We start from the raw sequence: 25298 nt of genomic DNA on the forward strand, positions 1-25298 counted from the left end.
GAAATTTTAAGTGCAAATATGATAGTATTTATAATTATTAAGTAACAAATTTGTCATGAAAATTAAATTTAAGGAGCAAATATGAAATTTAAAAGTGTTTTATTAAGTTGCTTGCTGCTTGCAAGCTCGCTTACGGCGGGCGATAAGCTTAAAGTTTATTTTGAAGCGGGAAGTATCGGCGATAACTTCTCAAGCGTTATCTCAAACGGCGCAAAAATGGCTGCAAAAGACCTAAACGTCGATCTTAAAGTGGTTTATTCCGAATGGGATCCAAACAAGATGGTTGAAAATTTCAAAAACGCAGTTGCGACTTCGCCTGACGGTATCGTCGTGATGGGTCATCCGGGAGATGAGCTATACCAGCCGCTTATCAAAAATGCGATAGAAAAAGGCATAAACGTAACTAGCATAGATACCGAGCTTCCAAAGAGCCTAGGAGCGTTTAAATCAAGCGGTTTTGGCTACACCGGAAGCAACAACTACGAAAGCGGCAAGGCGATGGCTAACGAAGCGGTGCGCAAATTTGACATGAAAAGCGGCGAAAAGGTGATGGTTTGGGGACTACTTAGCATGCCTGTAAGAGGCCTTAGAGCAAAAGCAATGCTTGAGGTGTTTAAAGAAAAAGGTTTAAAAGTAGAATACATCGAAATTTCACCTGAGATAAACAAAGATCCAAGCCTAGGACTTAGCGTATTTAGCGCGTATATGGCAAAACATCCCGATACCAAGCTGGTAGTGCTTGACCACGGAGCTCTAACGGCGCAGTCACCGCAGTTCATGAAAAGCCTAAATTTGGATAAAGAAAAGCTAAATATCGCAGGATTTTCGCTATCTCCTGCTACGATTGCAGGCATAAAAGACGGCTCAATCGATCTGGTTGCCGACGCACAGCCGTTCTTTCAGGGGTATTTTAGTATCGTGCAAATCGTAATGAGCAAAAAATACGGATTTTCAGGGTTTAAAGTTGATACCGGCGGAGGCTTCATTACAGCTAAAAACATAGCTCTTATCGAGCCGTTAGTAAAAAATGGCATCAGATAACGCGATAGAGCTTAAAAACGCATTTAAAAGTTTTGGCAAAACCAAAATTTTAAAAGGCATAAATTTTAGCCTAAAAAAGGGCGAGACGATCGCTCTTTTAGGCGATAACGGAGCGGGTAAATCAACGCTTATCAAGTGCCTTTGCGGCTATGAGAAATTTGATAAATTTGATAGCTTTAGCGTGCTTGATACTCCTATAAAGAGGGGAGAATTTGACCTGCTAAAAGCTAGAAATTTAGGCATGGAAGTAGTCTTTCAAGATAGCTCGCTCGGGCTTTCTCAAGAGATTTATCGAAACATATTCGCTACTCGTCATATCACGAAATTCGGTCTTATCGATAAGAAAAAAGAGATAGAAATTTCAAATCAAATTTTAAAAGAGTTCATGGGCTTTAGCGGAGCAGGAATCGACGCTACAAGCCTTGCAAGCAACTTAAGCGGAGGCGAAAAGCAAGGGCTTGCCATAGCTAGAGCGATTTATTTCAAATCGCAAATTCTCATTCTTGATGAGCCCACAACCGCGCTTGGCGTAAATGAGACCGAGCGGTTTATGGGCTTTTTAGATAAGCTCAAAGAGCAAAATTTAAGCATCATAATCATCACTCACAACTTAAATCAAGCCTTTCATATCGCCGATAAATTCGTGCTTTTACGAAGCGGAGTTATAGAGCACGAGCTAGATAAAAGCGAAATTTCAGACCTAAATTCACTCTACAAGGTATTTTATGAGTAAAAATTTAGTCATCACGGCGATACTTTTTGTGATTTTAGGAGTGTTTGCGGCCTTTTCGCCTGAGGTATTTTTGGCTAAAAACATCTATTTTAGCTACCTAACCTCAGTGCCCATCATACTCATACTCTGCCTTGGCTTGCTTCCTCTTATAATCGCGGGCGAGTTTGACATGAGCTTTCCTGCAACGATGGCGATGAGCGGATTTGTCTTTTCTTACATTTTTAAAGCAAGCGGAAATTTGGCTCTTGCGGTGCTAGTAAGCCTTGCATTTGGCGCACTTAGCGGAGCTTTTAACGCGCTTTTGGTTATAAACGCCAAAATTCCTTCCATCATCGCAACTATCGGCACGCAGTTTTTCTGGCGCGGACTTGCGGTGGTGCTAAGCGGTGGGCTTTCGCTCTCACTGGCAAGCGCTGAAGGCTTTATGAAAGAGTTTTTTGTAGGCAGGATCGCTGGAATTCCCGCTCAATCAATCATCGGAACTCTCTTAGCCCTGCTAACTTACATCGTGATATTTAGGCATAAATTTGGAGATAACATCCTATTTTCAGGCGATAACGCAAAGGCCGCCAAAATGCTAAGCATAAACGTCGCTAGGAGCAAATACCTGCTTTTCATCAATATGGGCGTGATGAGCGCGCTTGCAAGCATCATCCTAAGCCTTGAGTTTATCAACTGGTGGCCTACGCAAGGAGACGGCTACATGCTGCTTGTCTTTGCGGCGATCTTCATCGGTGGCACGGGCGTAAGCGGAGGAAGCGGAAGCGTATACGGAACACTCATAGGCAGCATAATCATAGGCATAATGGAAAGCGGTATCGTAGCCATGGGCTTTGACGCGTTTTACACACGGGTGATTTACGGAGCCATCATCATCGTATCGGTAGTGATATACGCTAAATTTGATAAAAATTCCAAAGCGCGCGACATTTAACTTGCTTTGCGCGCTATTTTTAGGCTCTAAGCAAACTCTCTATCGATAACGATAAAAATTTTATATCCCGGAAACTGCTCTGCAACGAGACTCTCCATCTTACTTCTAAGCTCGTCTAAATTTCTCTCTTTAAAGCTAACTACAACGTCAAATCTAACCGTTTTTTTGGCGGTATTTATAAAAAATGCGTGCAAATTCAGTATGCTTTTAAACTCGCTTAGCAAGTTTTTCACGCACTCTTTTGTGTCGTTTTGCCCTAAATTTACGCTATAAATTCCAAAGACAAGATAGATTCTATATTTGCGGTAAATTTCTATCTGAAGCTCGTTTAGTCGCTGAGAAATTTCTGAAATTTTCATGTGTTCATCAACTTCAACGTTTATCGAACCCACATAGCGCTCAACGCCGTAGTTGTGAAGGATGAGATCATACGCATCAAGCACTATCTCGCACTCTTTAACTGCTTTATAAATTTCATCGCTTACCTCTTTTTCCACTCGCCCGCCGATAATCCTATCAAAGGTCTCTTTGATCAAAATCACGCCGTTATAGATGATAAAAAGCGAAGCCAAGGCTCCCGCATAGCCGTCAACTTGGATATTTGCAAAGTATGAAAGACCTGCGCTAACAAGTATCACGCAAGATATTATGGCGTCTCCTAAGGCTTCCTGTCCAACTGCTTTTAAGGCTATGGACTTGGTTAAATTTCCCATCTTTTTATAGTAAAACGCTATGGCAAATTTTACAAATATAGCGATGAAAAGTATGGTTAAAAGAGCCGGAGTAAATGTCGTGGTAACGGGCTCTATGATGTTTTCTATCGAGGTTTTTAAAAACTCAAAACCAAGCATTAAAACTATGATAGAAACTATAAGCCCTCCGATATATTCAACCCTTCCGTAGCCGTATGGATGGCTCTCGTCAGGTAACTTTTGAGCAAGCTTTGAGCCAAAAATCGTTATCAAACTTGAAAATGCATCACTTAGGTTATTTACCGCATCAGAGATGATGGCGACCGAATTTGAAGCAAGAGCTATAAAAATTTTAATGCTTGCTAAGATCACATTTGTCACTATCCCGATAAACGCTGTTTTTATTATCTTTTTTTCGCGCTCGCCGTCTTTAAATTGCATCATTTTAGACTTCTTTTTATTAAGATTTTCGCCATTTTATCATATTTTTTAGCCTTTTTAGAGACTTGCTTTTACTTGACAACAAAGCAAATTTTCTATAAAATACGAACTTCAAAGAACTTCTTTTGAAACTTTATTTTTCTACTATTTTATCCAGTAAATTTAAAGAGGACTAATGGAAAACATCAATCAATCTGCGCAAGCAAATTCAGAGGCGCAAAAAACGACAAAAAAACATCAAAACACACGAACTCACATCCCTGTTGACGGACATAAAATCGAAGAACTTCGCACACTAAGCCTAGAAGAACTTGTACAGATAGCAAACGGCGTAGGTGTGGAAAACCCGCGCGAATTTCGCAGACAAGATTTGATATTTGAAATTTTAAAAACACAGACCAAGCAAGGCGGCTTCATCCTATTTACGGGAATTTTGGAGATCACAAACGAGGGTTATGGATTTTTACGCTCGGTCGATGCAAATTTAAGCGACAGCTCTAACGATGCTTACGTTTCAAACTCTCAAATTCGCAAATTTGCCCTTCGTGTGGGCGACATCGTAACCGGTCAAGTTAGAGAACCGAAAGATCAAGAAAAGTACTACGCTCTGCTTAAAATCGAAGCGGTTAACTACATGCCTTTAGCAGAAGCTAAAGAAAGACCTCTGTTTGATAACTTAACTCCGCTGTTTCCTACGCAAAAGCTTCATCTTGAGTATGACGCGATGAAGCTTACGGGCCGCGTGCTTGATCTCTTTACTCCTATCGGAAAGGGACAGCGCGGGCTTATAGTCGCGCCTCCAAGAAGCGGTAAAACAGAGCTTATGAAAGAGCTTGCTCACGGTATCGCAAGAAATCATCCCGAAGCTCACCTTATGGTGCTTTTGGTTGATGAGCGCCCTGAAGAGGTTACCGATATGCAGCGCTGCGTGAAAGGTGAAGTATTTAGCTCGACTTTTGATCTTCCTGCGCTTAATCACGTGCGAGTCGCAGAGCTTGTTATCGAAAAAGCAAAGCGCCTTGTCGAGATGGGCAAGGACGTCATCATCTTGCTTGATAGCATAACTCGTCTTGCGCGCGCTTACAATACAGTAACTCCGCCAAGCGGCAAAGTGCTAACGGGCGGCGTTGATGCAAATGCACTTCATAAGCCAAAACGCTTTTTCGGAGCGGCTAGAAATATCGAAGACGGTGGAAGCTTGACTATCGTCGCAACAGCGCTTATCGACACGGGCTCAAGGATGGATGAAGTTATATTTGAGGAGTTTAAAGGCACTGGAAATAGCGAGATCGTGCTTGATCGCAACATCTCAGACCGCAGAATTTATCCGGCTATCAACATCCTAAAATCAGGCACAAGAAAAGAAGAGCTTCTTCAAAAGCCTGACGAACTTCAAAAAATTTGGGCTATACGCTCTGCGATCGCTTCGATGGATGATGTTGAAGCGCTTAAATTCCTATATGCAAAGATGCTTAAAACAAAAGACAACAACGAGCTGTTATCGATACTAAATGATTAAAATTTGAGCCTTAAAAGCTCAAATTTTAGCTTTATTCTTCACTAACCTAAACTTAAAATTTCAGGCTCACCAAAAAGCCTATTTGCCTCTTTTAAGATGGCTTGATTTTTAGCGTTTTGTAGCTCTTCGGGCGATTTTGACTCACTAGCTTCAGATTTGATAGCAGCAGTTTCGCCTATCTTAACTTTTACTTCGGGAATTTCACTTGGCTTACTTGCTTCCTTGCTTTGCTCCTCTATCTTTTCAAGTTCCATATCAAGCAAAGCCATATCATCAACCACTATGCCCGAATCCGTTTGAAATTTAAGCGAATAAGCAGTCGCAAAATCCTCGGTATTATCTCTTTTATCACCAAGATACGGCTTAAAATTTGACTGAGCTTCTTGGTTTGGCTCGGTTAAGTTTGAATTTTGCTCTACGTCGGGCTTGGTCTCAGCTTGAACACTCTCATCTAAATTTTGGTCGTTTTTATCATCTTGTTTAGGCTGAGCTTCTTTTGGAGCGATCTTGATCTTTGCCTCTGAGCCAAAATTTGCACGCAAAATTTCCATTATCACTTTTGAGCTTGAGCGTAATTTTTCCTGATTTGATCCGCTTGCGTTTGAAGAAAGGCTAAGGCAGTTATCTTTAAACTCCAAAAATTCTATGCACTCTTTAAAGCACTCTCCAAGCGTATAATCCCTATCGTAAATTTTATCCAAAAATAGCTCATACGGGCTTTTTGCCACTACTTTAGCAGGTGTATTTACCTGAGCTTTTTGAGGCTGTTTAGCAGTAGGCGCGGTTAAATTTAAGCCCTGCTCTTTTATCTCAAAATTTCCTATCATGTCGTCAATCGGCTTTAAATTTATCGCTTCCATCATCATAAAAAGCATGATACTAAGCACGAAGCCATTATCGCTACTTACGCTTAGCATGCCTTTGGCTTCGGATAAAATTCTAAAAAATCTCTCGTATAAAAGCAGCGAATACTTACTGCTTCCTCCAAGGAAATTCTCTTTTAAATTTGCTATCAGCTCATCGATTATCATCTCGCCGTCATAGCTTTCAAGCTCGCTTACAAGCCTGCTCATCGCAGCTCTATCGCCACTCATCACAACTTGCATTATCTCTTCGATGCGTGCAGGATCTAAGAGCCCAAGCATATCGGCAACCACGCTTTGAGTGATCTTTGCATGCGAATACACAATGGCTTGATCAAGCAAAGTAAGCGTATCCCTAAGTGAGCCCGAGCCGCTACGAGCGAGAATTTCGACAGCCTCGCTCTCATACTCCACACCCTCTTTGCTCAGGATGTATTCAAGGTGTTTGATTATATTTTGTTTTGAAATTTGCTTAAATCTAAAATGCTGAGTGCGCGAAAGCACTGTGGCAGGAAGCTTTAGCGGATCGGTTGTCGCAAGGATAAATTTCACATAACTAGGAGGCTCTTCAAGCGTCTTTAAGAGCGCGTTAAACGCTTCTTTTGTAAGCATATGAACCTCATCGATGATAAAAATTTTAAACCTTGCTGAGGCAGGAGCGTATTTGGTCTGCTCGATAAGCTCTCTTATATCATCGATCTTTCGGTGGCTTGCTGCGTCCATCTCGATGATGTCGATGTGGCGAGATTCGTTTGCCATCTCGCAATGCACGCACTTTTCGCAAGGCTTTGCGGTAGGTCCATGCTCGCACACTAAGGCTTTTGAGAAGATTCTAGCGCTTGAGGTTTTACCGCTTCCGCGAAGCCCGGAGAAGAGATACGCATGAGTTAGGCGATTTTCGCTAAGTGCATGAGTTAGGCTTTTGCTTACTGATTCTTGTCCGATTAGCTCATCGAAATTTCGCGGGCGATATCTAAGTGCGAGTGCTTGCAACACAAATTTTCCTTATTTTTAAATTTCTAGATTGTAGCCGTTTTTGTATAAATTTTTAATATAGTGAAATTTTTGGATATAATCGCAAAAATTTTAAAAATAGGAAAAAAATGAAGAAAATTATACTTCTATCGATGATATTTTTGGCAGGATTTTTACTAAACGGATGCGAAAGAAACGACTATCAACACCCGCTTCACAGATCAACTAAAAACAGGTAAATTTTAGCGGCAAGGAGGTCTTAAACCCGCCTTGCTAAAGGCTAAATTTAGCCTACAGATCTCCAAAGAGAGCTTTAAGATCTTTCATGCTCTCTTCTTTTTCTTCGCTTGCTTTCACGCTACCAAGCTCGACAAGCTCGATTTCAAATCCGCTGAGCATGCTTGCAAGACGTATGTTTATACCGCTTTTGCCTATGGCTTTGCTCTTTTGCTCGCTTGCGATAGTTACGACCGCTTTTTTCTCATCGACGATCTTAACCGCACTTATGATAGCAGGCGACATCGCGCGAGTTATAAGGATGGTTGGCTCACTTGAAAACTCTATCGCATCGATATTTTCTCCGTTTAGCTCTTTTGTGACGGCATTTATACGCACACCTTTTGTGCCGACTGTTGCACCAACAGGATCTACATTTGGAGTGGTTGAGATAAGTGCGACTTTAGCTCTTTCGCCGGGAATTCTAGCGCTTGCGGCAATCAGCACAAGACCATCTTTAATCTCCGGAACTTCAGCCTTTAAGAGAGCTTCTAAAAATTTCGGAGAGGTTCTGCTAAGCTCAACCCTAATGCCTTGAGATTTGTCTATATATACGCTTTTAATGACTGCTTTTACAACGTTTCCGACTCTAAATTTCTCGCCTTTTATGCGGTTTTTACGCGGCATAACGGCACGAATTTCATCTATCTCTATAAAGGTATTTTCCTCACTATCTACGCGAGTAACGGTGCCAAACACCATTTGCCCGATCATGTCTTGATATTTTTGAAAGATTTTTTCTTCCATAAGTCGCTGTATATGATACTCAAGCTCTTTGTGAAGGGTTTGAGCCGCTGTTCTTCCTAGATTATCAGTGCTTAGCTCATAAGTAAGCTCGTCTCCTACTTCAACTCCGCTATCTATCTTTTTAGCTTCACTCAGACTTAAAAAGTGCTCATTATCCTCTTGTAATCTCTCATCATCATTGGCTACTATTGTTATTTTTTGGTAAAGGCGAAGCGAGCGACTTGCGCTATCTATAACAACATCGTATTCGTAATTTTCGCCATAAACACGCTTGGCGGTATTTATAAGAGCTCTTATAACACGCTCTTTTACGTCTTCTATCTCTAAGCCTTTTTCATTTGCTATTGATTCTATAATATCTGCTATCTTTTCCACTATCTCTCCAAATAATAAATTTCACGGGATTTTATCTGTGTAGATTTGTATTATATAAAATATATACTTTTAATAAGTTTAATACCCATTTTATGATATTTTTGATATATTAATAGATTACGAAACAGAACTTGAAGGATAAAAGATGGAGCTAAAACTAGCTAGAAACGAGATTGACGCGAAACCAAAGACAATCTCGCTTGATAAGATCGAAGCCGCAGTTTCCAAAGATGGACAGAAAATTTTTTATTTCGACAAAGACAATAGCCACAAACAGCTAATCGCTTTAATCGAGCACTTCGAAGAAAAAGGACTAAGCGTATATCACAGAACCGTCAAATACGGACTTGATGAGAACGACTACATGTATGAGGTTCATATTCTTTGAGTAACGCTACGCAAAAAAAGCTCTTCATACAAACCTTAGGTTGTGCGATGAACGTGCGAGATAGTGAGCATATCATCGCAGAACTTAAGCAAAAAGAGGACTATGAGCTAACCGACAAGATGGAGGATGCCGATCTCATCCTTATAAACACCTGCTCGGTTCGCGAAAAGCCCGTTCATAAGCTATTTAGCGAGGTAGGTAGCTTTGAAAAAGTTAAAAAAAGCGGAGCTAAGATCGGAGTGTGCGGTTGCACTGCAAGCCATCTTGGAAGTGAAATTTTTAAGCGCGCGCCGTACGTAGACTTCGTTTTGGGCGCAAGAAACGTAAGTAAAATTTCACAAGCCGTAAATACCCCAAAATTTATAAGCACAGACATAAATCACGACGAGAGCGAATATGCCTTTGGAGAATTTAGAAGCTCACCGTATAAATCACACATAAACATCTCCATAGGTTGTGATAAGAAGTGCACCTATTGTATCGTGCCACACACCAGAGGCGATGAGATCTCAATCCCTGCAAATTTGATTTTAAACGAAGTTAAAAAGGCTGCAGACGCGGGTGCTAAAGAGATATTTTTACTGGGACAAAATGTAAACAACTACGGCAAGCGCTTTTCAGCCTCGCATGAGAAAATGGATTTTAGCGATCTGCTGGTTAAGATTAGCGAAGTAAACGGAGTTGAGAGAATTCGATTTACCAGCCCTCACCCGCTTCATATGGATGATAAATTTTTAGAAGTTTTTGTAAATAATCCCAAAATTTGCAAATCAATGCACATGCCGCTTCAAAGTGGTAACACAAAAGTCCTTCGAGAGATGAAGCGAGGATATACGAAAGAGTGGTTTTTAGACCGTGCGCTTAAACTTCGCTCAATGTGTCCTGATGTAAGCATAAGCACCGATATTATCGTGGCTTTCCCCGGTGAAACGGACGCTGAATTTGAAGATACGATGGACGTACTAGAGCAAGTTAGATTTGAGCAAATTTTTAGCTTTAAATACTCCCCTCGCCCTCTTACAAAGGCAGCAGAGTTTACAAATCAAATTCCAGACAACATCGCCTCAGCAAGGCTTACAAGGCTTCAAAGCAGACACAATGAAATTTTAGATGAGATAACCACATCTCAAAAAGATAAAATTTTAGAAGTTTATTTTGAAGAGCTAAGGGCAAATGGCGCAGTTGCCGGAAGAAGCTTTAATAACTTCTTAGTTCAAGTAGAGGGTAGCGAAGAACTGCTTGGCAAAACACTAAAAGTAAAAATCACAAATCCAAAAAGAATGGTTCTTTATGGCGAGTTGGTGGGCTAAATTTAAAAGAGCGATTTTTATAAATTTCACCACTTACGCCATATATTTTCTTATTTGGCTCATATTTTTAACCTGCAAAAAGACCTACTCAAAGACAAATTTAGAAGCTCCCGCTCATGTCGTGCTCTTTTGGCATGGGCGCATAGCCATGATGAGCTTTGCCTACCTGCACTGGTGGGGCAAATTTAAAAGACACGGCAAGGTGATAATAAGCGATCATAAAGACGGCGAGATCATCGCAAGAGTGATTAAATTTTTTGGCATAGGAACTATCAGGGGAAGCAGCTCAAAAGGCGGCGCGAAAGCCCTTATAAACGCCTTTAAAGAGATAAAAGCCGGCAATGATGTGATAATCACTCCTGACGGCCCAAGAGGTCCGCGCCATAGCGTAGCGGACGGAGCTGTCATAATCGCTCAGAAGCAAAATGTAAACATCCAAATTCTAAACTACGAAGCAAGTAAATTTTGGCAGTTTAAAAGCTGGGATAAGATGATATTGCCAAAGCCGTTTTCAGCTATAAATTTTACTCTTTCGCAGCCTTTTAGCGTAGCAAATTTAAGCCTTGATGAGGCTAAAAATTTGATAAAAAAGAAGATGGGTGCTAGCGATGAATAATAAATTTTTCATAGTCCTTTTAGCTACCGCTATCATCGTTGGATCTTGGGTGTTTTTTGCGACAAACAGCTCATACCAAGAGGCTTTGCAGTCTAAATTTTATTATGAAATCGGAAACTACAAAAAAGCGCATGAATTAGCCCAAAAAGCCTACGAAAAAGACATCTATAACAAGATGGCAAACACGGTGATGAAACAAAGCGAAATCGCTCTAAAATACGCAAGATACATAGAAGAAGCAAATGAATATCTGGAGCAAATTTTAAAGATAAGCAAGTCTAGCGAGGTTAGCAAGGTGGATACTAACCGCATACGCATAATGTGCGAGATCGTCATAGAAGGATACGACAAATTAAAGCCTTCAACGCTAACGCCAAAAGATATCCAAGAGGAAGCAAGAGATATGCGAGATAAATTTGTAAAGCTTAAAGAAGAGCTTTTTAAGGACGAAATATGAGATACTTGGTTTTAGTTGCTTTTTGCATTAGTATGCTTATTGGCGGAGATAAGATTGATTGCTCCAAAAAATACTACTGCTCGCACTTTAAGGATTGTGATGAAGCGATGAAGTATTTAAAAAAATGCAAAAGCGAAAAGAATGGCGGCAACCAAAAGACAGACGGGGATAATGACGGTGTGCCTTGCGAGAGTCAACATTGTAGCCACGTCATATTAAGATAACATCGATTTAATTGCAATTAATGCCAATTTTAGGTAAGATAAAACACTATAAATTTTAGGAGAATTATGTCGTTTTCTATTCGCCGTTTTTTTAGCATTTTATATCTTAGCGTTGTTGTAGAGGCTAAGCAGTGTCTATTTTACGGTATAGTGACAAGAAATGGCAAAACGATAAAGACTATAAAAACAGAATTTGATAATGAAGATCCAGATATCTTAAATGAAAAAATCATAGACTTTATAAAGCGTCAACAAAAAGAGTACAAATGGGTCTATATAGCCGTATTTTTCGACTATATGGGACAAGGCGCCATTGCTTGCAAAAACGAAGATGAATTTAAATTATTTAGCATAGATCCAAAAAATATAAGCTTTACTAAAATTTCTGATGAGTGGTTTGTGTATGCCGATCTAATGGATATTGCGCAGATGAAAGTAAAATTTAAGCCAATCGGTATTGATTTTTTATACTCTCCGATAGCTCTTATGCACAAAGCCATTATTGATAAAAAAGAAAATAAAAAAAATACCCTTTATATATACAGTCACAAAGACTCGTTTGCACTTTGTATAGCAAACAAAGGCAAATTTAAATTTGCATCCTTTACAAAAACCGGTGAAAATATCGGAGTCTCGTCAGATGATGATTTGGATTTTAACCAAGAAAAAATAGACGATATAGATGATTTTATCGCTGAAATTGATTCCGATGTAGAGAGTTTAGACGGAATTGATAATCTTGATAATATGCTAAAATCAGGCTCAACTACAGATGATTTTGCTGATCTTGATTACGATATAAATATGCCGGTATCAAAAGACGTGGCGACTTCCGTATCGATATTTGGACGCGATATGAGTATGTATCAATATATTGTAAACACTCTTAAAGATTTTTATCTAAATCCGATGTATGACGGCGATTTTATTGAGCAAATAGTAATTTTTGATAACATAAAAACAAGCGCTACCTTTCTACACTATTTAGAAACCGAACTAATGGTAGAAACAGCGGCCTATCCTGTCAACACGCTTAAAATGATGACTGAGCTTATGATGAGCGAGGCTAAAGATGACTTATAGATATAGCCTTATAAATCCTGCTAAAAAGCCGTTTTTAACTCTATTTAGTAAAATTTGGTTTATTTTCATAGGTAGTGTTTTTGTCCTTTTATTGGCTCTGAATCTATTTTTAGTCTTTAAAAATCACTCACTACAAAACAATATAGAGGACCTAAAAACAAATTACAATACAATCTCAAAAGATATCAAAAATATTGATGAAATCACGGCAAAACTACAAGAGCAACGCGAATGGGCATATGAAATTTTTGCTTCAAATACGATATTAAAACAGAGTCTAAACAATCTTTTTGATCTGGTGCCAGACAGCATAACATTAAACGAAGTAATAATGCACAAAAACTCTCTTGTAATAAAGGGCGTAACGCCAAGCAAAGATACTTACAATATGCTGCTTTTAGCCCCTTTAAAATCGATATTTAATACCTCAAATACGACTTTTTATCAGCTTCAAAACGGATGGCTAAATTTCATTAGCACAAACAAGATTGACAATTCGGAAGGCTACAATGAGTAAAGATACAAGTTTAGAAGAGATTGATATAGTCAAACTTTTAATCTATGTTTTAATATTTATCGTTGTATGCCTTGTAATGATATTTGCGTTCATTGTGCCAAATATCAAAGACTACCGAGAGGTTCAATACCAAAACCGCATCCAAGCGGCCAGTGTAACAAAGATAAATCAAATTTACAATAGTAAAAATTCAACGCTAAATGATATAAAAGAGAAAGATAGGCTTATATTTAAGGCATTTGATACAAAATTTAGCGAGGATAACTTCACAAAATTTGCAAAAAATTATTTTAATGATGTAAAACTCAGCCAAATAAACAATGATTCAAACAAAGAGCAATTTTTTAGATATGAACTAAACGTAACTAGCAATATTTTAACTCCGACCAAGTTTTACAGCTTTATTAATGCGCTTACAAAATACGATAATATTATAAAAGTTGATTTTCCTATACAGATGCGTGAAAATAGCGGCAACATACACACTACTTTTAATATCAAAGTTTACGGACTTAAGTAGTTTTTATAAAAATTCTCTCAAATTTTCTATTTCAAAACCAATTTGATGTAGATAAGGACGATTTATTTTAGGCACTTTAAATACCCTACAAGCCTCTTTAAATTTTTTATCCATAGCAGCTTTTACAAACGGAGTTATAAAAATAAATTTTGGAAAATACCCTACAGCAACTTTTGCACTAATAGCACAATCCGTTTGATTTAATAAGCATCTTTGACACTCTCTTCGTTGGGCCTCGCTCATTACTACACCTAAAAGCTTACATGCCTTATCAATTCCCCTAATGGCGTTTTTATCATTTTTAACCAGGTATAATCTATCTTTTGGATTTAAAATTTCAGGCTTTAGGCTATCCATATCATTTTCTAAAAACTCAAAACTTTTAGCTACACCACTTTTAAATAGATCTAAAAAAGGCTCGCTAAATTTAGCTCTTATCAAATTTCTTTTAAACCTCATCTCTTCGTTACTATGATCTAAAAAATATTTTAATTTACGCTCATTTAAAAAGTTTAAAAGCTCTTTTTTTCTTATATTCAAAAGAGGTCTTACGATATTAAATTTCTCTCTTTTTTCAAATTCTCTCATTCCAAGAAGTTCGTTTAGACCGGCACCTTTGCCAAGTTGCATCAAAAACCATTCGAATTTATCATCAAGCTGATGAGCCAAAATTAAATTTGCATAGCCAAATTCAGAGCAAATTTTAGTAAAAAAATCATATCTTGCCTCTCTTGCCCTGCACTCAAAATTTGAGCTTTCAAGGCTCACGCTAAGTTCAAAAATTCTTTTATTAAACTTACTAGCTAGCCCTCTTGCGCTTGCGATCTCCTCTTTGCTCTGCTCTCTTGTATTATAATTAACTATTGCTATGTCAAAGTCTATTTCTCGCTCGTTTAAGATATAAAAAAGAGCCGTAGAATCTACTCCATGCGAAAACGCAAGCAGATTTTTACCTTTCTTTAAAATATCTGTCAAAGCCTCGTTTATCATCACCCTATCACTCTTCCAAGCACCTTATCTTTGATTACTTGTGTTATCTCGCAATCGTAAATTTTACCGGTTTCAAGAGTTTCAAACTCACTCTCGTTTATCAAAATTTCTCCGTCAATATCCTTATCCCAAAGAAGTTTTTTAGCCCCGTAAAACATCTTTCCTTCGCTACTAACTCCTTCTATAACAACCTCGAATTTTTTTCCAAGCTCATTAGCAAAGCTATCGTTTACAATTTTTTTAGTTATCTTTTCCATTTTTGAAAGGCGTTTTTCTATAGTCTTTGTAGGAAGTTGATCCATCTCGTATGATAAGGTATCCTCCTCTCTTGAGTAGGCAAAAGCTGAAATACGGTCAAATTTAAACTCGCTTAAAAACTCGCAAAGCTCGTTAAATTCTTCCTCGCCTTCGCCCGGATGCCCCACAATGACACCGGTTCTAAGAAATGAATTCTCAGCCTCTCTCATCATAGTTAAAAGCTCTTTAATACGCTTAGCTCCGCTTCCTCTTCGCATAATCTTAAGCATTTTATCACTGATATGTTGTATAGGCATATCAAAGTAGTTTTGAAAAACTTTAGAATCTATTATACGCCTTATTAACTCATTTGAAGTCGTGCTAGGATATAGATATAAGATTCTAGCACTCCTTACGCCATCAATCCTCTCAACCGCATCAACAAGCTCTATAAGTCCATCGCTTTTAGCATGATCTCTCATAAAGGAGCTTGAATCCTGAGATAAAAAGCTGAAATCAAAATATCCTTTTTTGACAAGCTTTTTAACCTCATCTACTATGTTTTCAATCGAGCGCGACTTTAGTTTGCCCTTAAATGTAGGAATTGCGCAAAAGCTGCATTTTTGATTACAGCCTTCTGAAATTTTAATATAGGCATGATAGTTTGATCCGGTTATGACCCTCTCTTCATTTGCCTGCAAATAAGCTCTTGGGCTAAATAAATTTTGCTTTTTCAGTATGATTTCATCGATCTTATCATAGTCTCCAACGCCTGTAAACAGATCCACCTCCGGAAGCTCTTTCATAAGCTCATCTTTATACCTTTGCATCAAACAGCCCGTAACTACTAGCAAAGAGTCCTTCTTTCGTGCGTCATGAACCTCAAGGATAGAGCGTATGCTCTCTTGCTTAGCAGAGTCTATAAATCCACAGGTATTTATAATTATCACATCGGCAACAGCTACATCATCGGTGATTTCATAATTTTGAAGACGCCCAAGCATGATTTCAGAATCAACTAAATTTTTATTACAGCCAAGTGAAATTAGATGAAGTTTGCTCATTTTATACCCATAAATTATCAATTAAACGCGCTTTACCCACGTAGGCTGCAACTAAAATTATGCTATTTTTTGGTTCAATCTTTGAAATTTCATTGAAATTTCTATCCACAATGGCCACATAATCAACTTTTAAAGGCTTTAAAATCTCAAACATCTCATCTTTAATCTTGCTCGCGCTAAATTCATTTTGTTTTATCAAATTTGAAGCTTTCATGATAGCTTTAGAAAGTCTTAAAGCTTCAAGCTTTTCGGATTCATTTAAATAAGAATTTCTTGAAGATAGAGCCAGTCCATCCTTTTCTCTTACTATTTCGCAAGGAATTATCTCTAAATTTAAAAACATAGTTTTAACCATATTTTGCACAATAGTTAGTTGCTGGGCATCTTTTTTACCAAAATAAGCTCGTTTTGCCTTAGTTAGATTAAACAACTTCATTAAAACTCTAAGCACACCGTCAAAATGCCCCGGGCGAGTTTTGCCCTCTAAAATAGAAGCCAAATTTTTAGGTGCGGCTATACACGGTTCACTCTCAAAGTATATCTCATCCGTGCTTGGTATAAAAATGGCCGCCACGCCGCAGCTCTTACAAATTTCAATATCTCTAACTTCGTTTTTAGGATACTTGTCCAAATCCTCGTTTGGTAAAAATTGAGTAGGATTAACAAAGGTTGAGACTATAGCTATATCATTTTCGCTTGCGCATCTTTTTATCAAGCTTACATGCCCATCATGCAAAGCACCCATAGTAGGCACGAAGCCTATCTCTCCACTAACACTATCTATAAAATTTTTAAGCTCGCTAGCTGTTCTAATTATCTGCATTTTGATTTCTCTTTTTTTATATTAAAGTCGCAAATTATATCAATTTTATCTTTACTCGAACCTGACTTTATTCAATTATGCTATAATCATAATAGAAATAATGAATTTGGAGATAAATTTGGATAACTACGAGTACACCGAACTTTTAAAGAGCCTTGATACAAAGGTAAATAATATCGCGCTTATAATAAAACCTGACGAGATAGAAAGAAGATTAAACGAAATAAGCGAACTTGAAAACGATCCTAGCTTCTGGCAAAACATAGCATTAGCCGGACAAATCGGAAAAGAAAAAACAAAAATAACAAATATTTTAAATAAATTTAAAGATGCCAGAAATGCACTGAATGATACAAAAGATCTTTACGATCTGGCAAACACAGAAAACGACGAAGAGACCCTAAATTCACTCTATGAAGACGCGGACGCACTTGAAGAAAAGATAGTAAATTTAGAAATTTCCATGCTACTTAGCGGCGAAGATGACAACAAAAACGCTATCGTTACTATTCATCCTGGCGCAGGAGGAACTGAGAGTAACGACTGGGCGAGCATGCTTTATAGGATGTATTTGAGATTTTGCGAGAGAGAGGGCTTTAAGGTTGAGACGCTTGACTTTCAAGAGGGCGATGAGGCAGGGCTTAAAGATGTAAGCTTCATCGTAAAAGGCGAAAATGCCTACGGCTACCTAAAAGCAGAAAACGGTATCCACCGCCTTGTGCGAACTAGCCCGTTTGATAGTGCGGGACGCAGACACACGAGCTTTACAAGCGTAATGGTAAGTCCCGAGCTTGACGATGATATCGAGATAGAGATCGACGAAAAAGACATAAAGATAGATACATATAGAGCAAGCGGTGCGGGCGGTCAGCACGTAAATAAGACTGAAAGTGCTATAAGGATCACGCACTATCCTACAGGTATAGTCGTGCAGTGTCAAAATGATAGAAGCCAGCATAAAAACAAAGCAACCGCGATGAAAATGCTAAAATCAAGGCTTTACGAGCTTGAGCTTATGAAACAGCAAGAAGCAAGTGCAAACATCGAAAAAAGCGAGATAGGCTGGGGTCATCAGATACGCTCTTACGTGCTTTTTCCGTATCAGCAAGTAAAGGATAACCGCTCAAATTTAGCTTATTCACAAACAGATGCGATACTAGACGGTGATATAAAAAAGCTAATTGAAGGCGTTTTAATAAGTCAAAAAAGTATAATATAATAAAATCAGAAAGGAATAAAATGGATTTAGTTGCACTTTTAAATCAGTTAAATTACGAGGCAAACGAGGTAACTCTGGCTCAAATCAAAAGAGTTTTAAATAACTCAAACGGAGTCGAGCCTGAAAGTATTATAACTTTAAACGATCACCTAAAACCGCATAGATGCTTTGTCGCCATGAGCGGAAGCGAGGACTATTTTAAGATAAAAAACATAGCGACCGCCGAAGGTATAAAGGCAGAAGTGGAACAAATAATACAAAACTGGGCCAACAAACATAAATTTTCTCTTAGAAAAGTAAATGATACAACTCACTACATCCTTGGTAAAGTACTTTAAATTTACAAGATAGACCAGGAGTGGATATGAGAAATTTATTATTTTTTTTAGTAGTTATACTAATGGCTGGTTGCGCGGCGAGTAATACATCTACAGCAAATAATATAAATGCGGATGCGGACTTTAATCACAAGGCTATACAGATATTAAAACCAAAATGCGAAGCGGGAAATTTATCTGCTTGCAACGATTTAGCAATAAGTTATCAAAATCTACAAAATCACCAAACTGCATTTAAGATTTATGAAAAAAATTGCAAAATGGGTCATCAAAAATCCTGCACAAATTTAGCAAATATATATATGTACGGCGATCAAATAGGGCTACAAAAAGATATGAAAAAAGGCATAGAAATTCATAGAAATTCTTGCATGAACAACGGTGCCGACTCTTGCTATTATTTGGGCGAATTTTATAGACTTGGTATAGACGCAAAGGAGCCTGACTATCAAAACGCCTTTGAGGCATATTCAAGAGGCTGCGCTATGGGAGATATAGCATCTTGCACAAATACAGGCGGACTTTACGAGCTAGGTCTTGGCGTCAAAAAGGATGAATATAGAGCCTTGCAAATTTACAAGTCGTCTTGCTATAGCGGAGATGCTTCTGCTTGCGATAACGTAAAAAGAATCAGGGGATATTAATTTACTATAAAGAGGCTGCTTTAAGCAACCTCTTTTAATTATTTAGAGCTTATTAAGATAGATTGATTTTGAAAATTCTGCTAGGTTTGCAATCTATAGTAGCTGTATACTCTGTATATTTGTCGCTTCTTTATGTGTGAAGTGTATTTATTATTGCTTATATAGCCAAGCTTTAACTTAGCGCATATATTTTAACTATCTCCAAGCAGAACATTGGCATTAACTGTTTTAAAAGCCACACTCTCCCACAAGGACTTCAAATCCACTTATACCGATCTGGGGCCCACTTGCACTTCAATAGCTTCTATCAAATAAGTATTAATAAATATATTAGCATTGTGATGAAAAGTGCTTTTTATTTTTACTTTTTGATCCATCCGTGGTTGCATTTAGACTTTTATCAAAAAGCATCAAATAGTAAAATTTTATATATTAAATACATATAAAAATATTTTTTGATTAATTAATTTTACAATAGCTATAACATAGATCATGGCATCTAAACCGATATGTAAAATTATTGACAACAAGTATCGTAATTGATATAATCATAACAAAAAATTTAAAGGAAATAGATGGAATTTCTAAAAGGGAACGTTGACTATATCATAATTGGCATTCTAGGCTTTATGAGTTTTTTAGTCGTTTGGTTTACAATAGAAAGACTGATATTTTATGCAAATGTTAAATTTGAAATGTATAAGAATAAAGATGAACTAGAAGAGAGCCTTACAAACAACCTAACCCTACTTTATATCATCTATTCAAACGCTCCTTATGTAGGGCTTTTAGGGACTGTTGCAGGTATTATGATCACATTTTATGATATGGGCATGAGTGGCGGAATAGACACTAAAAGCATTATGGTGGGTCTATCTTTAGCTTTAAAGGCTACAGCGCTAGGACTTCTTGTGGCCATACCTACACTTATGATATATAATGCGTTTATGAGAAAAGTTGATGTTCTTATAAATAGATATAAGGCAAAATATGAACATGCCTAAAAAAGAGGGGTTAAACGTAATTCCTCTAATCGATATTATGCTAGTACTCCTTGCCATAGTACTTAGCGTATCTACTTTTATTGCTCAAGGAAATATTCCAATAAATCTACCAAGTAGCGAAAGTGCCGAACAAAATGATGAAAATAGAAAAGTAACCATTATCATAAACAAAGATAATGAATTTTTCATAGACGATATAAAGACTTCGCAAGATGCATTAAAAGATCGTCTAAACCAAATAGATTCAAGAACTCTAGTCCAGTTAAAAAGCGATAAAGAGAGTAAATTTGAGATGTTTGTAAAAGTAGTAGATATACTAAAAGAGAAAAAACATGAGAATTTTGCCATTACAACTCTCACCGAGTAGCAAATCAAATTTGGGTGGATTTGTAGGCTCAGCACTATTTCATGCTATTATTATCACCGCTTTTATAAATTTTCCAAGCCAGACAGTTTTATCCAGTAAAGAAAATATGACAAAAATAAATCTAAATACTTTTACTCCGCCGCCACCTCTTCCACCAGCACCAGAGCCTATTGCAGCACCTCCAACTCCTCTTCCGCCAGAGCCCGTTGTAGTTCCTGAACCCGTGGTAGAGCCTATTGTTGAGCCTGTAATTCTACCCGAGCCAAAGCCGGAACCGAAGATAGAGCCTAAGCCTATCGAAAAACCAAAACCAAAACCAAAAAAACAAAAATCCGTAGTTAAAACCGAGCCTGTTTTAGATCCAACTCCTGCTCCGCCGCAGCCAGTCATCCAGCCGACAATTCCAATCAAAGCTGAAAAGATAGGTTCCGTTACAGCTGCACCTATAAGCAGTTTTATTGCTCCTATCGTAGGAGAATTTAACTTCGCAAGCTCCGCAGGAGATGAGAGATTTTCAAAGATGCAAGCAGCCATAAAGAAACATCAAAAATACCCCAAAAGAGCTGTTAAAATGAAGCATCAAGGAGTAGTCGAAATCAGTTTTTTATTTAAAACAAACGGAAGTGTGGATGATATAAAAATTATAAAAAGCTCAGGATATGATAGTTTGGATGAAGCGGCTATTGAGACTATAAGACGAGCCTTTAAGGACTTTCCTATGCTTGATAAAGACTATATAATCAAAATTCCAATGTCTTATAAACTAATTTAAAAATAGACCCGATTTTAGGGTCTAAAAACACTAAAGACTATTCAATTTTTCTTTTTTTATGGCAACTCTTACCTTCGCCACATCCGCAATCTCTTTGCTTAAATTCTTTGACATAGACAAAGTATCCTGCACCGATAGCTATGACGATAAGAAACACCATTTCAAGTCCGCTCATAAGTATCCTTTTTAAAATTTAGGCGAAGCAGTGCTTCGCCTAAAAAATTACTTCATATCTTTAGCTTGAACCCAAATAACAGCATCTTGGCTCAACTCTTTGCCTTTATACTCTTTATCAGGTCCGACTCCAAGAGCTGCAAATCCCCACCAACCTGACTTTGGAATACCGAATGTAAATTCGCCTCTCTCATTAGCTTTAATAGTAAGCGTTACAAAGCTATCTTGAGGAGCCTCCACTTTACCTTTTTTGCTTGTCATATTTTTCTTTACATCAACATCGTGGTTTAGATACTCCACCTCTATCTCGGCAAATGGAACAGGTTTGCCCTCTGATTTTACGATACCCGTAAATGTACTTCCCGCCCAGATCGAGTATGGTTTCATTAAAGGAACAATCTCAGCCTTAAGACCAAGCTCTGCATCCCAATCAGTAGGTGCGCCCGCTACGTTTAAAACCATCTTTGTAATTTGCTGGATGTATGACTCTTCGTTAGCTTCATAGTATGGAGCTGGAGTTAGTGCAAAAACATAATCTCCCATACTTCTTGCCTGATAGTCCATCTCATAGCCTATACCCTCATTGTGACTACCCTTAAATTTCATCTCTTTAAGCTTACCTTTTAGCTCTGTCTTTTTCTCTTTGTGAAGCACGAAAAAGTCAACTATACCCTCTCTACTCTTATCAAATTGAAGACCCATATCCATAGTATGCTCATCCGCAAAAGGGTGTGTGAAAACAAGCTTTAAAGGAATTGTAGCCGGCTTTTCTAAAGCTGACTCAGGAGTATAAAGCATTTGAAAGTGAGCGAATGCCGAACTAGCTAAAAAACCTGCAACAACTGATGAAATAACAACTTTTTTAAACATTAAATCTCCTTAAAATAAAATTATTGAGCTATATCTTTTGAATTAACGACAACTTCGTGACCTTCACCGGCAAAGAATTTAGCCTTATACTCACCTTCCGGTTTTTTAAATGTATATGTGCTCTCTTTATCAAATTTGCCCTCTATCACTACTTTACCATTTTGAATGACGCTAAATTGAACGCCGCTTGCACTTGAACCATCGCTAAAGCCACCTTCGCATGTAACAGTTCCGTCACCATTGTCAAAGCAACTCATAAGCGCAGTATGAGCGAAAGCAGATGAGCTCATAAGAGCAACTAAAACAGATGAAAACATAATTTTTTTCATTTTTTCTCCTTTATTTAGATTTATTAAATTTTATTACCTTTTATACCGCCACTCCAGTTTATTCTCTTTTCAGGAACAAACCATAATATCACAACTATAGCCAACAATATAAAGTAGTACCAACTCATCGCAGCTAAACCACTAATACTGGCAGCAAGAGAGATACTAAAGAATATCGATGAGACAATTAACGCAAGCACGAACGGAAAGAACATTCCAAAGCACATCCATACCCAGCTATTAGTCTGCATCTTAACAACTATCATTGTAGCTATACAAGGCGGAGTAAGCAACATAAATATAATAATAGAGGCGGCGTGAAGCGGGGTATATCCGCTGTTTTTAGCCATTCTCTCTTCAGGTCTTAAATTTTCATCCGCATTTGCAGCCTCACCACTCTCTTTGCCTGACTCATATATGCTTCCAAGAGTGGCGACGGCTGATTCTCTAGCTGCAAAAGAGCTCAAGAATGCCACGTTTATCTTCCAGTCAAATCCGGCAAATTGAGATATAGGCTCAAGAGCGCGTCCGGCCATACCAAGCAAAGAGCTTTCTATCTTATCATTCTTCTGCTCTCTAAGGATTCTATTTCTATCGGTTGAGAGCTTTCTGAGGGCTGAATTTATCTTTTTGGCCTCAGCGTCAGCTTTTGGAACTAAAAATTTATACATATCAGGATTTTTGGCCTGATATTTCTCATCAACATCCTTGCTTCCACCCATCTTTTTAGCCCTATATCCATCATATAGATTTAAAAGTTCGGCAACTTCTTCTCTGGTATCTACTTTGTCATAGTAGGTTGATTTTTTTACGGCTCTATCAAATTTTGCAAGAGCTTTAGTCTCTTCTTGATTATAATGCTCTTGTTTTTCGGTTGATAGCCCCGGAAACTGAAGCAGCGCGAATAATATAACAGCAACTGCAATTACTATGGTACAAACTTTTTTGATATATATCCAAACTCTCTCAAAAGATCTTATGATAACGCCTTTAAATGTAGGCATATGATAAGGCGGAAGCTCCATAACGAAAGGTGCTGTTTCACGGCTTTTTAATACTGTTGAAGTTAAAAATTTAGCTATTATTAAAGCTGCTAGAACCGTTACCGTAGAGATATAAAAAAGCATTATGCTCATATCTTTTGGAAAAAAAGCTCCAAGTAAAAGAGTATAAAACGGCACTTTGGCAAGACAGTTCATAAGAGGAACGGTAAGTATAGTAGCCATTCTGGCCCTATCATCTGAAATTCCCTTAGTTGACATTACGCCAGGCACGGCACATCCACCTACAAAGGCTCCTCCCAAGACAAGAGGCAGGGTGCTTTGCCCGTGAAGGCCGAATTTTCTAAAAACCTTATCAAGTATAAAGGCCATTCTAGGCATATACCCAACGTCTTCTAATATAGCGATCATAGCAAAGAGAATAAAGAATATCGGAAGGTAGTTTAAAAGCGCAATAGTCGAATTAGTAAGCCACATAGCCATATCTGTTATCATAGGAATCTGCGATATATCGGCAGCTGGAGTTATATCCGAGATGAAATTCTTTATCGCTGCAAAAACTGGCCAAGTGTAGTTGGTAAGCTTATAACCAAAAACGATACTGCTTTGATAAATAATCACTATAACAGCCAGTAAAATAGGAAAGCTAAGCCATCTATTTAGGACAAATTTATCAATTTTATCGGTAAATGTCAGCTCGCCCCTTCTTGTCTCTTGAGCGCATTTATGAAATATAACATCGGCATTTTCATATCTAAAAGATGCTAAAAAGCTCTCTACATCTCTATCAAAAGTATCATGAAATTTATCTGTTTGTGCTGAAACTATTTCATCTATATTGTCATTGTCGGCTTTTAGTAAATTTACAATAGCCTGATCTTTCTCAAGAGCTTTTAGGGCAAGCCATCTTTTGCTAATAGACAACTCATTATTTACTTTTATCGTCTTTTCGATCTCTGAGATATAAATTTCAAGTTCATCATAGTTTATTTTAAACTCTTCATAGTTCTTTTTTATCTCATCGGTCTTTTTTAATATGTCTAAAATTTCGACCTTACCCTCATTTTTGGCAGCACTTGCACAAATTACCGGACATCTTAAAATTTCACTCATTTTTTCCGAGTCTATAGTAATGCCTCTACGTCTAGCAACGTCGCACATATTTAATATAATTACGACAGGTACGCCTATTTCAAGCAGTTGAAAAGTAAGGTATAAATTTCTTTTTAAATTTGAAGCATCTACTATATTTAAAATAAGATCCGGATTTTCATTTATAATAGCCTCCTTTGCAACCTTCTCCTCAAGAGAGTATGAGCTAAAAGAGTAAGTTCCGGGTAGATCTATCATCTCGATATCTATATCGCCTACGCTAAAAAAGCCGGATTTCTTATCTACAGTAACACCCGGGTAATTTGCGATATGCTGATGTATACCGCTTATCATATTAAAAATAGTGGATTTGCCACAGTTTGGCTGACCGGCCAAGGCTACTTTTATTTCCATGGCTCTACCTCTATAAGCTCAGCTTCACTCTTTCTAAGAGATACTAGATAGTTATGTATTCTTAACTCCAAAGGATCATAAAGTGGCGCCTCTCTGATAACTTCTATCTGAGCTCCTACCACAAAACCCATATCTAAAAGCTTTTGCAAAAGCTTATCTTTGGCATGAAGGGCCTTTATCTTACACGAATTTCCAGACTCTATAAGACCAAGATGCATTTTAATTCCTTTATCAATAACCAGTCTCGAT

The 25298-nt window shown here is 37.8% G+C and carries 29 protein-coding genes; 18 read left to right on the top strand and 11 right to left on the bottom strand.

Annotated elements, in window-relative coordinates:
• Positions 1 to 81: 81 nt before the first annotated feature.
• From CDOMF_RS08370 to CDOMF_RS08380, 3 genes are read left to right on the top strand one after another with little or no spacing between them, the layout of a single operon-like run.
• Entirely contained in the window at positions 82 to 1041 is a 960-nt protein-coding gene (locus CDOMF_RS08370; RefSeq protein ID WP_260951538.1) for a sugar ABC transporter substrate-binding protein, read from the top strand.
• Complete coding sequence (locus CDOMF_RS08375) at positions 1028 to 1774, top strand: ATP-binding cassette domain-containing protein (protein ID WP_260951539.1); 747 nt, start codon at positions 1028 to 1030, stop codon at positions 1772 to 1774. Before CDOMF_RS08370 ends, CDOMF_RS08375 begins: the two co-directional genes overlap by 14 nt.
• Positions 1767 to 2708, top strand: coding sequence for an ABC transporter permease (locus tag CDOMF_RS08380; RefSeq protein WP_260951540.1), 942 nt, complete (start codon positions 1767 to 1769; stop codon positions 2706 to 2708). Before CDOMF_RS08375 ends, CDOMF_RS08380 begins: the two co-directional genes overlap by 8 nt.
• Positions 2709 to 2734: 26 nt before the next feature.
• On the opposite strand, the gene CDOMF_RS08385 is transcribed toward CDOMF_RS08380, so the two are convergent.
• On the bottom strand, positions 2735 to 3844 hold the full coding sequence (locus CDOMF_RS08385; protein ID WP_260951541.1) for a cation diffusion facilitator family transporter: 1110 nt from the start codon (positions 3842 to 3844) through the stop codon (positions 2735 to 2737).
• Positions 3845 to 4016: 172 nt separating this feature from the next.
• Between CDOMF_RS08385 and rho the strand changes: the two genes are divergently transcribed.
• Positions 4017 to 5360, top strand: a complete 1344-nt coding sequence (rho, locus tag CDOMF_RS08390) for a transcription termination factor Rho (RefSeq protein ID WP_260951542.1) — start codon at positions 4017 to 4019, stop codon at positions 5358 to 5360.
• A 41-nt stretch (positions 5361 to 5401) separates the two neighbouring features.
• Here the strand turns inward: rho and CDOMF_RS08395 are convergent, their stop codons facing one another.
• Positions 5402 to 7216: a DNA polymerase III subunit gamma/tau gene (locus tag CDOMF_RS08395; RefSeq protein WP_260953163.1), complete on the bottom strand. Its 1815-nt coding sequence runs from the start codon at positions 7214 to 7216 to the stop codon at positions 5402 to 5404.
• Between the two features lie 273 nt (positions 7217 to 7489).
• Complete coding sequence (gene nusA / locus CDOMF_RS08400) at positions 7490 to 8596, bottom strand: transcription termination factor NusA (RefSeq protein WP_260951543.1); 1107 nt, start codon at positions 8594 to 8596, stop codon at positions 7490 to 7492.
• A 145-nt stretch (positions 8597 to 8741) separates the two neighbouring features.
• Between nusA and CDOMF_RS08405 the strand changes: the two genes are divergently transcribed.
• The 8 genes from CDOMF_RS08405 (at position 8742) to CDOMF_RS08440 (ending at position 13711) form a co-directional block, all read left to right on the top strand.
• Complete coding sequence (locus tag CDOMF_RS08405) at positions 8742 to 8984, top strand: HP0268 family nuclease (RefSeq protein ID WP_169940004.1); 243 nt, start codon at positions 8742 to 8744, stop codon at positions 8982 to 8984.
• A gap of 47 nt (positions 8985 to 9031) precedes the next feature.
• Positions 9032 to 10294, top strand: coding sequence for a tRNA (N6-isopentenyl adenosine(37)-C2)-methylthiotransferase MiaB (gene miaB / locus CDOMF_RS08410; protein ID WP_442863507.1), 1263 nt, complete (start codon positions 9032 to 9034; stop codon positions 10292 to 10294).
• Entirely contained in the window at positions 10275 to 10910 is a 636-nt protein-coding gene (locus CDOMF_RS08415) for a lysophospholipid acyltransferase family protein (protein ID WP_260951545.1), read from the top strand. The genes miaB and CDOMF_RS08415 overlap by 20 nt, the downstream gene beginning before the upstream one ends.
• Positions 10903 to 11367 carry a hypothetical protein gene (locus CDOMF_RS08420; RefSeq protein ID WP_260951546.1) on the top strand — a complete coding sequence of 155 codons (465 nt, stop codon included), beginning with the start codon at positions 10903 to 10905 and terminating at the stop codon, positions 11365 to 11367. Before CDOMF_RS08415 ends, CDOMF_RS08420 begins: the two co-directional genes overlap by 8 nt.
• Positions 11364 to 11591 (top strand): excalibur calcium-binding domain-containing protein, encoded by a 228-nt coding sequence (locus tag CDOMF_RS08425; protein WP_260951547.1) that lies wholly within the window; start codon positions 11364 to 11366, stop codon positions 11589 to 11591. Before CDOMF_RS08420 ends, CDOMF_RS08425 begins: the two co-directional genes overlap by 4 nt.
• A gap of 66 nt (positions 11592 to 11657) precedes the next feature.
• The gene (locus CDOMF_RS08430) at positions 11658 to 12674 is read left to right on the top strand and encodes a hypothetical protein (RefSeq protein WP_169972891.1); all 1017 of its coding nucleotides are present in this window, start codon (positions 11658 to 11660) and stop codon (positions 12672 to 12674) included.
• On the top strand, positions 12664 to 13191 hold the full coding sequence (locus tag CDOMF_RS08435; protein ID WP_260951548.1) for a hypothetical protein: 528 nt from the start codon (positions 12664 to 12666) through the stop codon (positions 13189 to 13191). Before CDOMF_RS08430 ends, CDOMF_RS08435 begins: the two co-directional genes overlap by 11 nt.
• Complete coding sequence (locus tag CDOMF_RS08440; RefSeq protein WP_260951549.1) at positions 13184 to 13711, top strand: hypothetical protein; 528 nt, start codon at positions 13184 to 13186, stop codon at positions 13709 to 13711. The genes CDOMF_RS08435 and CDOMF_RS08440 overlap by 8 nt, the downstream gene beginning before the upstream one ends.
• 3 nt (positions 13712 to 13714) lie before the next feature.
• Here the strand turns inward: CDOMF_RS08440 and tilS are convergent, their stop codons facing one another.
• Genes tilS through panC form a run of 3 tightly spaced genes read right to left on the bottom strand, consistent with a single transcriptional unit; the run spans position 13715 to position 16825 of the window.
• Positions 13715 to 14701 carry a tRNA lysidine(34) synthetase TilS gene (tilS, locus tag CDOMF_RS08445; protein WP_260953164.1) on the bottom strand — a complete coding sequence of 329 codons (987 nt, stop codon included), beginning with the start codon at positions 14699 to 14701 and terminating at the stop codon, positions 13715 to 13717.
• Complete coding sequence (gene rimO, locus CDOMF_RS08450) at positions 14701 to 16002, bottom strand: 30S ribosomal protein S12 methylthiotransferase RimO (protein ID WP_260951550.1); 1302 nt, start codon at positions 16000 to 16002, stop codon at positions 14701 to 14703. The genes tilS and rimO overlap by 1 nt, the downstream gene beginning before the upstream one ends.
• Position 16003: 1 nt before the next feature.
• Entirely contained in the window at positions 16004 to 16825 is an 822-nt protein-coding gene (gene panC / locus CDOMF_RS08455; protein ID WP_170019292.1) for a pantoate--beta-alanine ligase, read from the bottom strand.
• Between the two features lie 118 nt (positions 16826 to 16943).
• On the opposite strand from panC, the gene prfB reads away from it, so the two are divergent.
• From prfB to CDOMF_RS08485, 6 genes are all read left to right on the top strand, one after another.
• Entirely contained in the window at positions 16944 to 18044 is a 1101-nt protein-coding gene (gene prfB, locus CDOMF_RS08460; protein WP_260953165.1) for a peptide chain release factor 2, read from the top strand.
• A 20-nt stretch (positions 18045 to 18064) separates the two neighbouring features.
• On the top strand, positions 18065 to 18382 hold the full coding sequence (locus CDOMF_RS08465) for a type II secretion system protein (RefSeq protein WP_170000733.1): 318 nt from the start codon (positions 18065 to 18067) through the stop codon (positions 18380 to 18382).
• Positions 18383 to 18408: 26 nt separating this feature from the next.
• Positions 18409 to 19026: a tetratricopeptide repeat protein gene (locus CDOMF_RS08470; RefSeq protein ID WP_260951551.1), complete on the top strand. Its 618-nt coding sequence runs from the start codon at positions 18409 to 18411 to the stop codon at positions 19024 to 19026.
• Positions 19027 to 19601: 575 nt separating this feature from the next.
• Positions 19602 to 20030 carry a TonB-system energizer ExbB gene (exbB, locus tag CDOMF_RS08475; RefSeq protein WP_260951552.1) on the top strand — a complete coding sequence of 143 codons (429 nt, stop codon included), beginning with the start codon at positions 19602 to 19604 and terminating at the stop codon, positions 20028 to 20030.
• Complete coding sequence (gene exbD / locus CDOMF_RS08480; RefSeq protein ID WP_170000736.1) at positions 20017 to 20397, top strand: TonB system transport protein ExbD; 381 nt, start codon at positions 20017 to 20019, stop codon at positions 20395 to 20397. Before exbB ends, exbD begins: the two co-directional genes overlap by 14 nt.
• Complete coding sequence (locus CDOMF_RS08485) at positions 20363 to 21169, top strand: energy transducer TonB (protein ID WP_260951554.1); 807 nt, start codon at positions 20363 to 20365, stop codon at positions 21167 to 21169. The genes exbD and CDOMF_RS08485 overlap by 35 nt, the downstream gene beginning before the upstream one ends.
• A gap of 37 nt (positions 21170 to 21206) precedes the next feature.
• On the opposite strand, the gene CDOMF_RS08490 is transcribed toward CDOMF_RS08485, so the two are convergent.
• Genes CDOMF_RS08490 through CDOMF_RS08510 form a run of 5 tightly spaced genes read right to left on the bottom strand, consistent with a single transcriptional unit; the run spans position 21207 to position 25267 of the window.
• Positions 21207 to 21344 (bottom strand): FeoB-associated Cys-rich membrane protein, encoded by a 138-nt coding sequence (locus tag CDOMF_RS08490; RefSeq protein ID WP_169972870.1) that lies wholly within the window; start codon positions 21342 to 21344, stop codon positions 21207 to 21209.
• Between the two features lie 47 nt (positions 21345 to 21391).
• Complete coding sequence (locus CDOMF_RS08495) at positions 21392 to 22213, bottom strand: DUF4198 domain-containing protein (protein ID WP_169972868.1); 822 nt, start codon at positions 22211 to 22213, stop codon at positions 21392 to 21394.
• Between the two features lie 20 nt (positions 22214 to 22233).
• On the bottom strand, positions 22234 to 22542 hold the full coding sequence (locus CDOMF_RS08500) for a hypothetical protein (RefSeq protein WP_260951555.1): 309 nt from the start codon (positions 22540 to 22542) through the stop codon (positions 22234 to 22236).
• 23 nt (positions 22543 to 22565) lie between these two features.
• Positions 22566 to 25049, bottom strand: a complete 2484-nt coding sequence (feoB, locus tag CDOMF_RS08505) for a ferrous iron transport protein B (RefSeq protein WP_260951556.1) — start codon at positions 25047 to 25049, stop codon at positions 22566 to 22568.
• Positions 25040 to 25267, bottom strand: a complete 228-nt coding sequence (locus tag CDOMF_RS08510; RefSeq protein WP_169972862.1) for a FeoA family protein — start codon at positions 25265 to 25267, stop codon at positions 25040 to 25042. Before CDOMF_RS08510 ends, feoB begins: the two co-directional genes overlap by 10 nt.
• Positions 25268 to 25298: the final 31 nt, after the last annotated feature.

Source organism: Campylobacter sp. RM16187 (assembly GCF_025319965.1).
Taxonomy (GTDB): domain Bacteria; phylum Campylobacterota; class Campylobacteria; order Campylobacterales; family Campylobacteraceae; genus Campylobacter_A.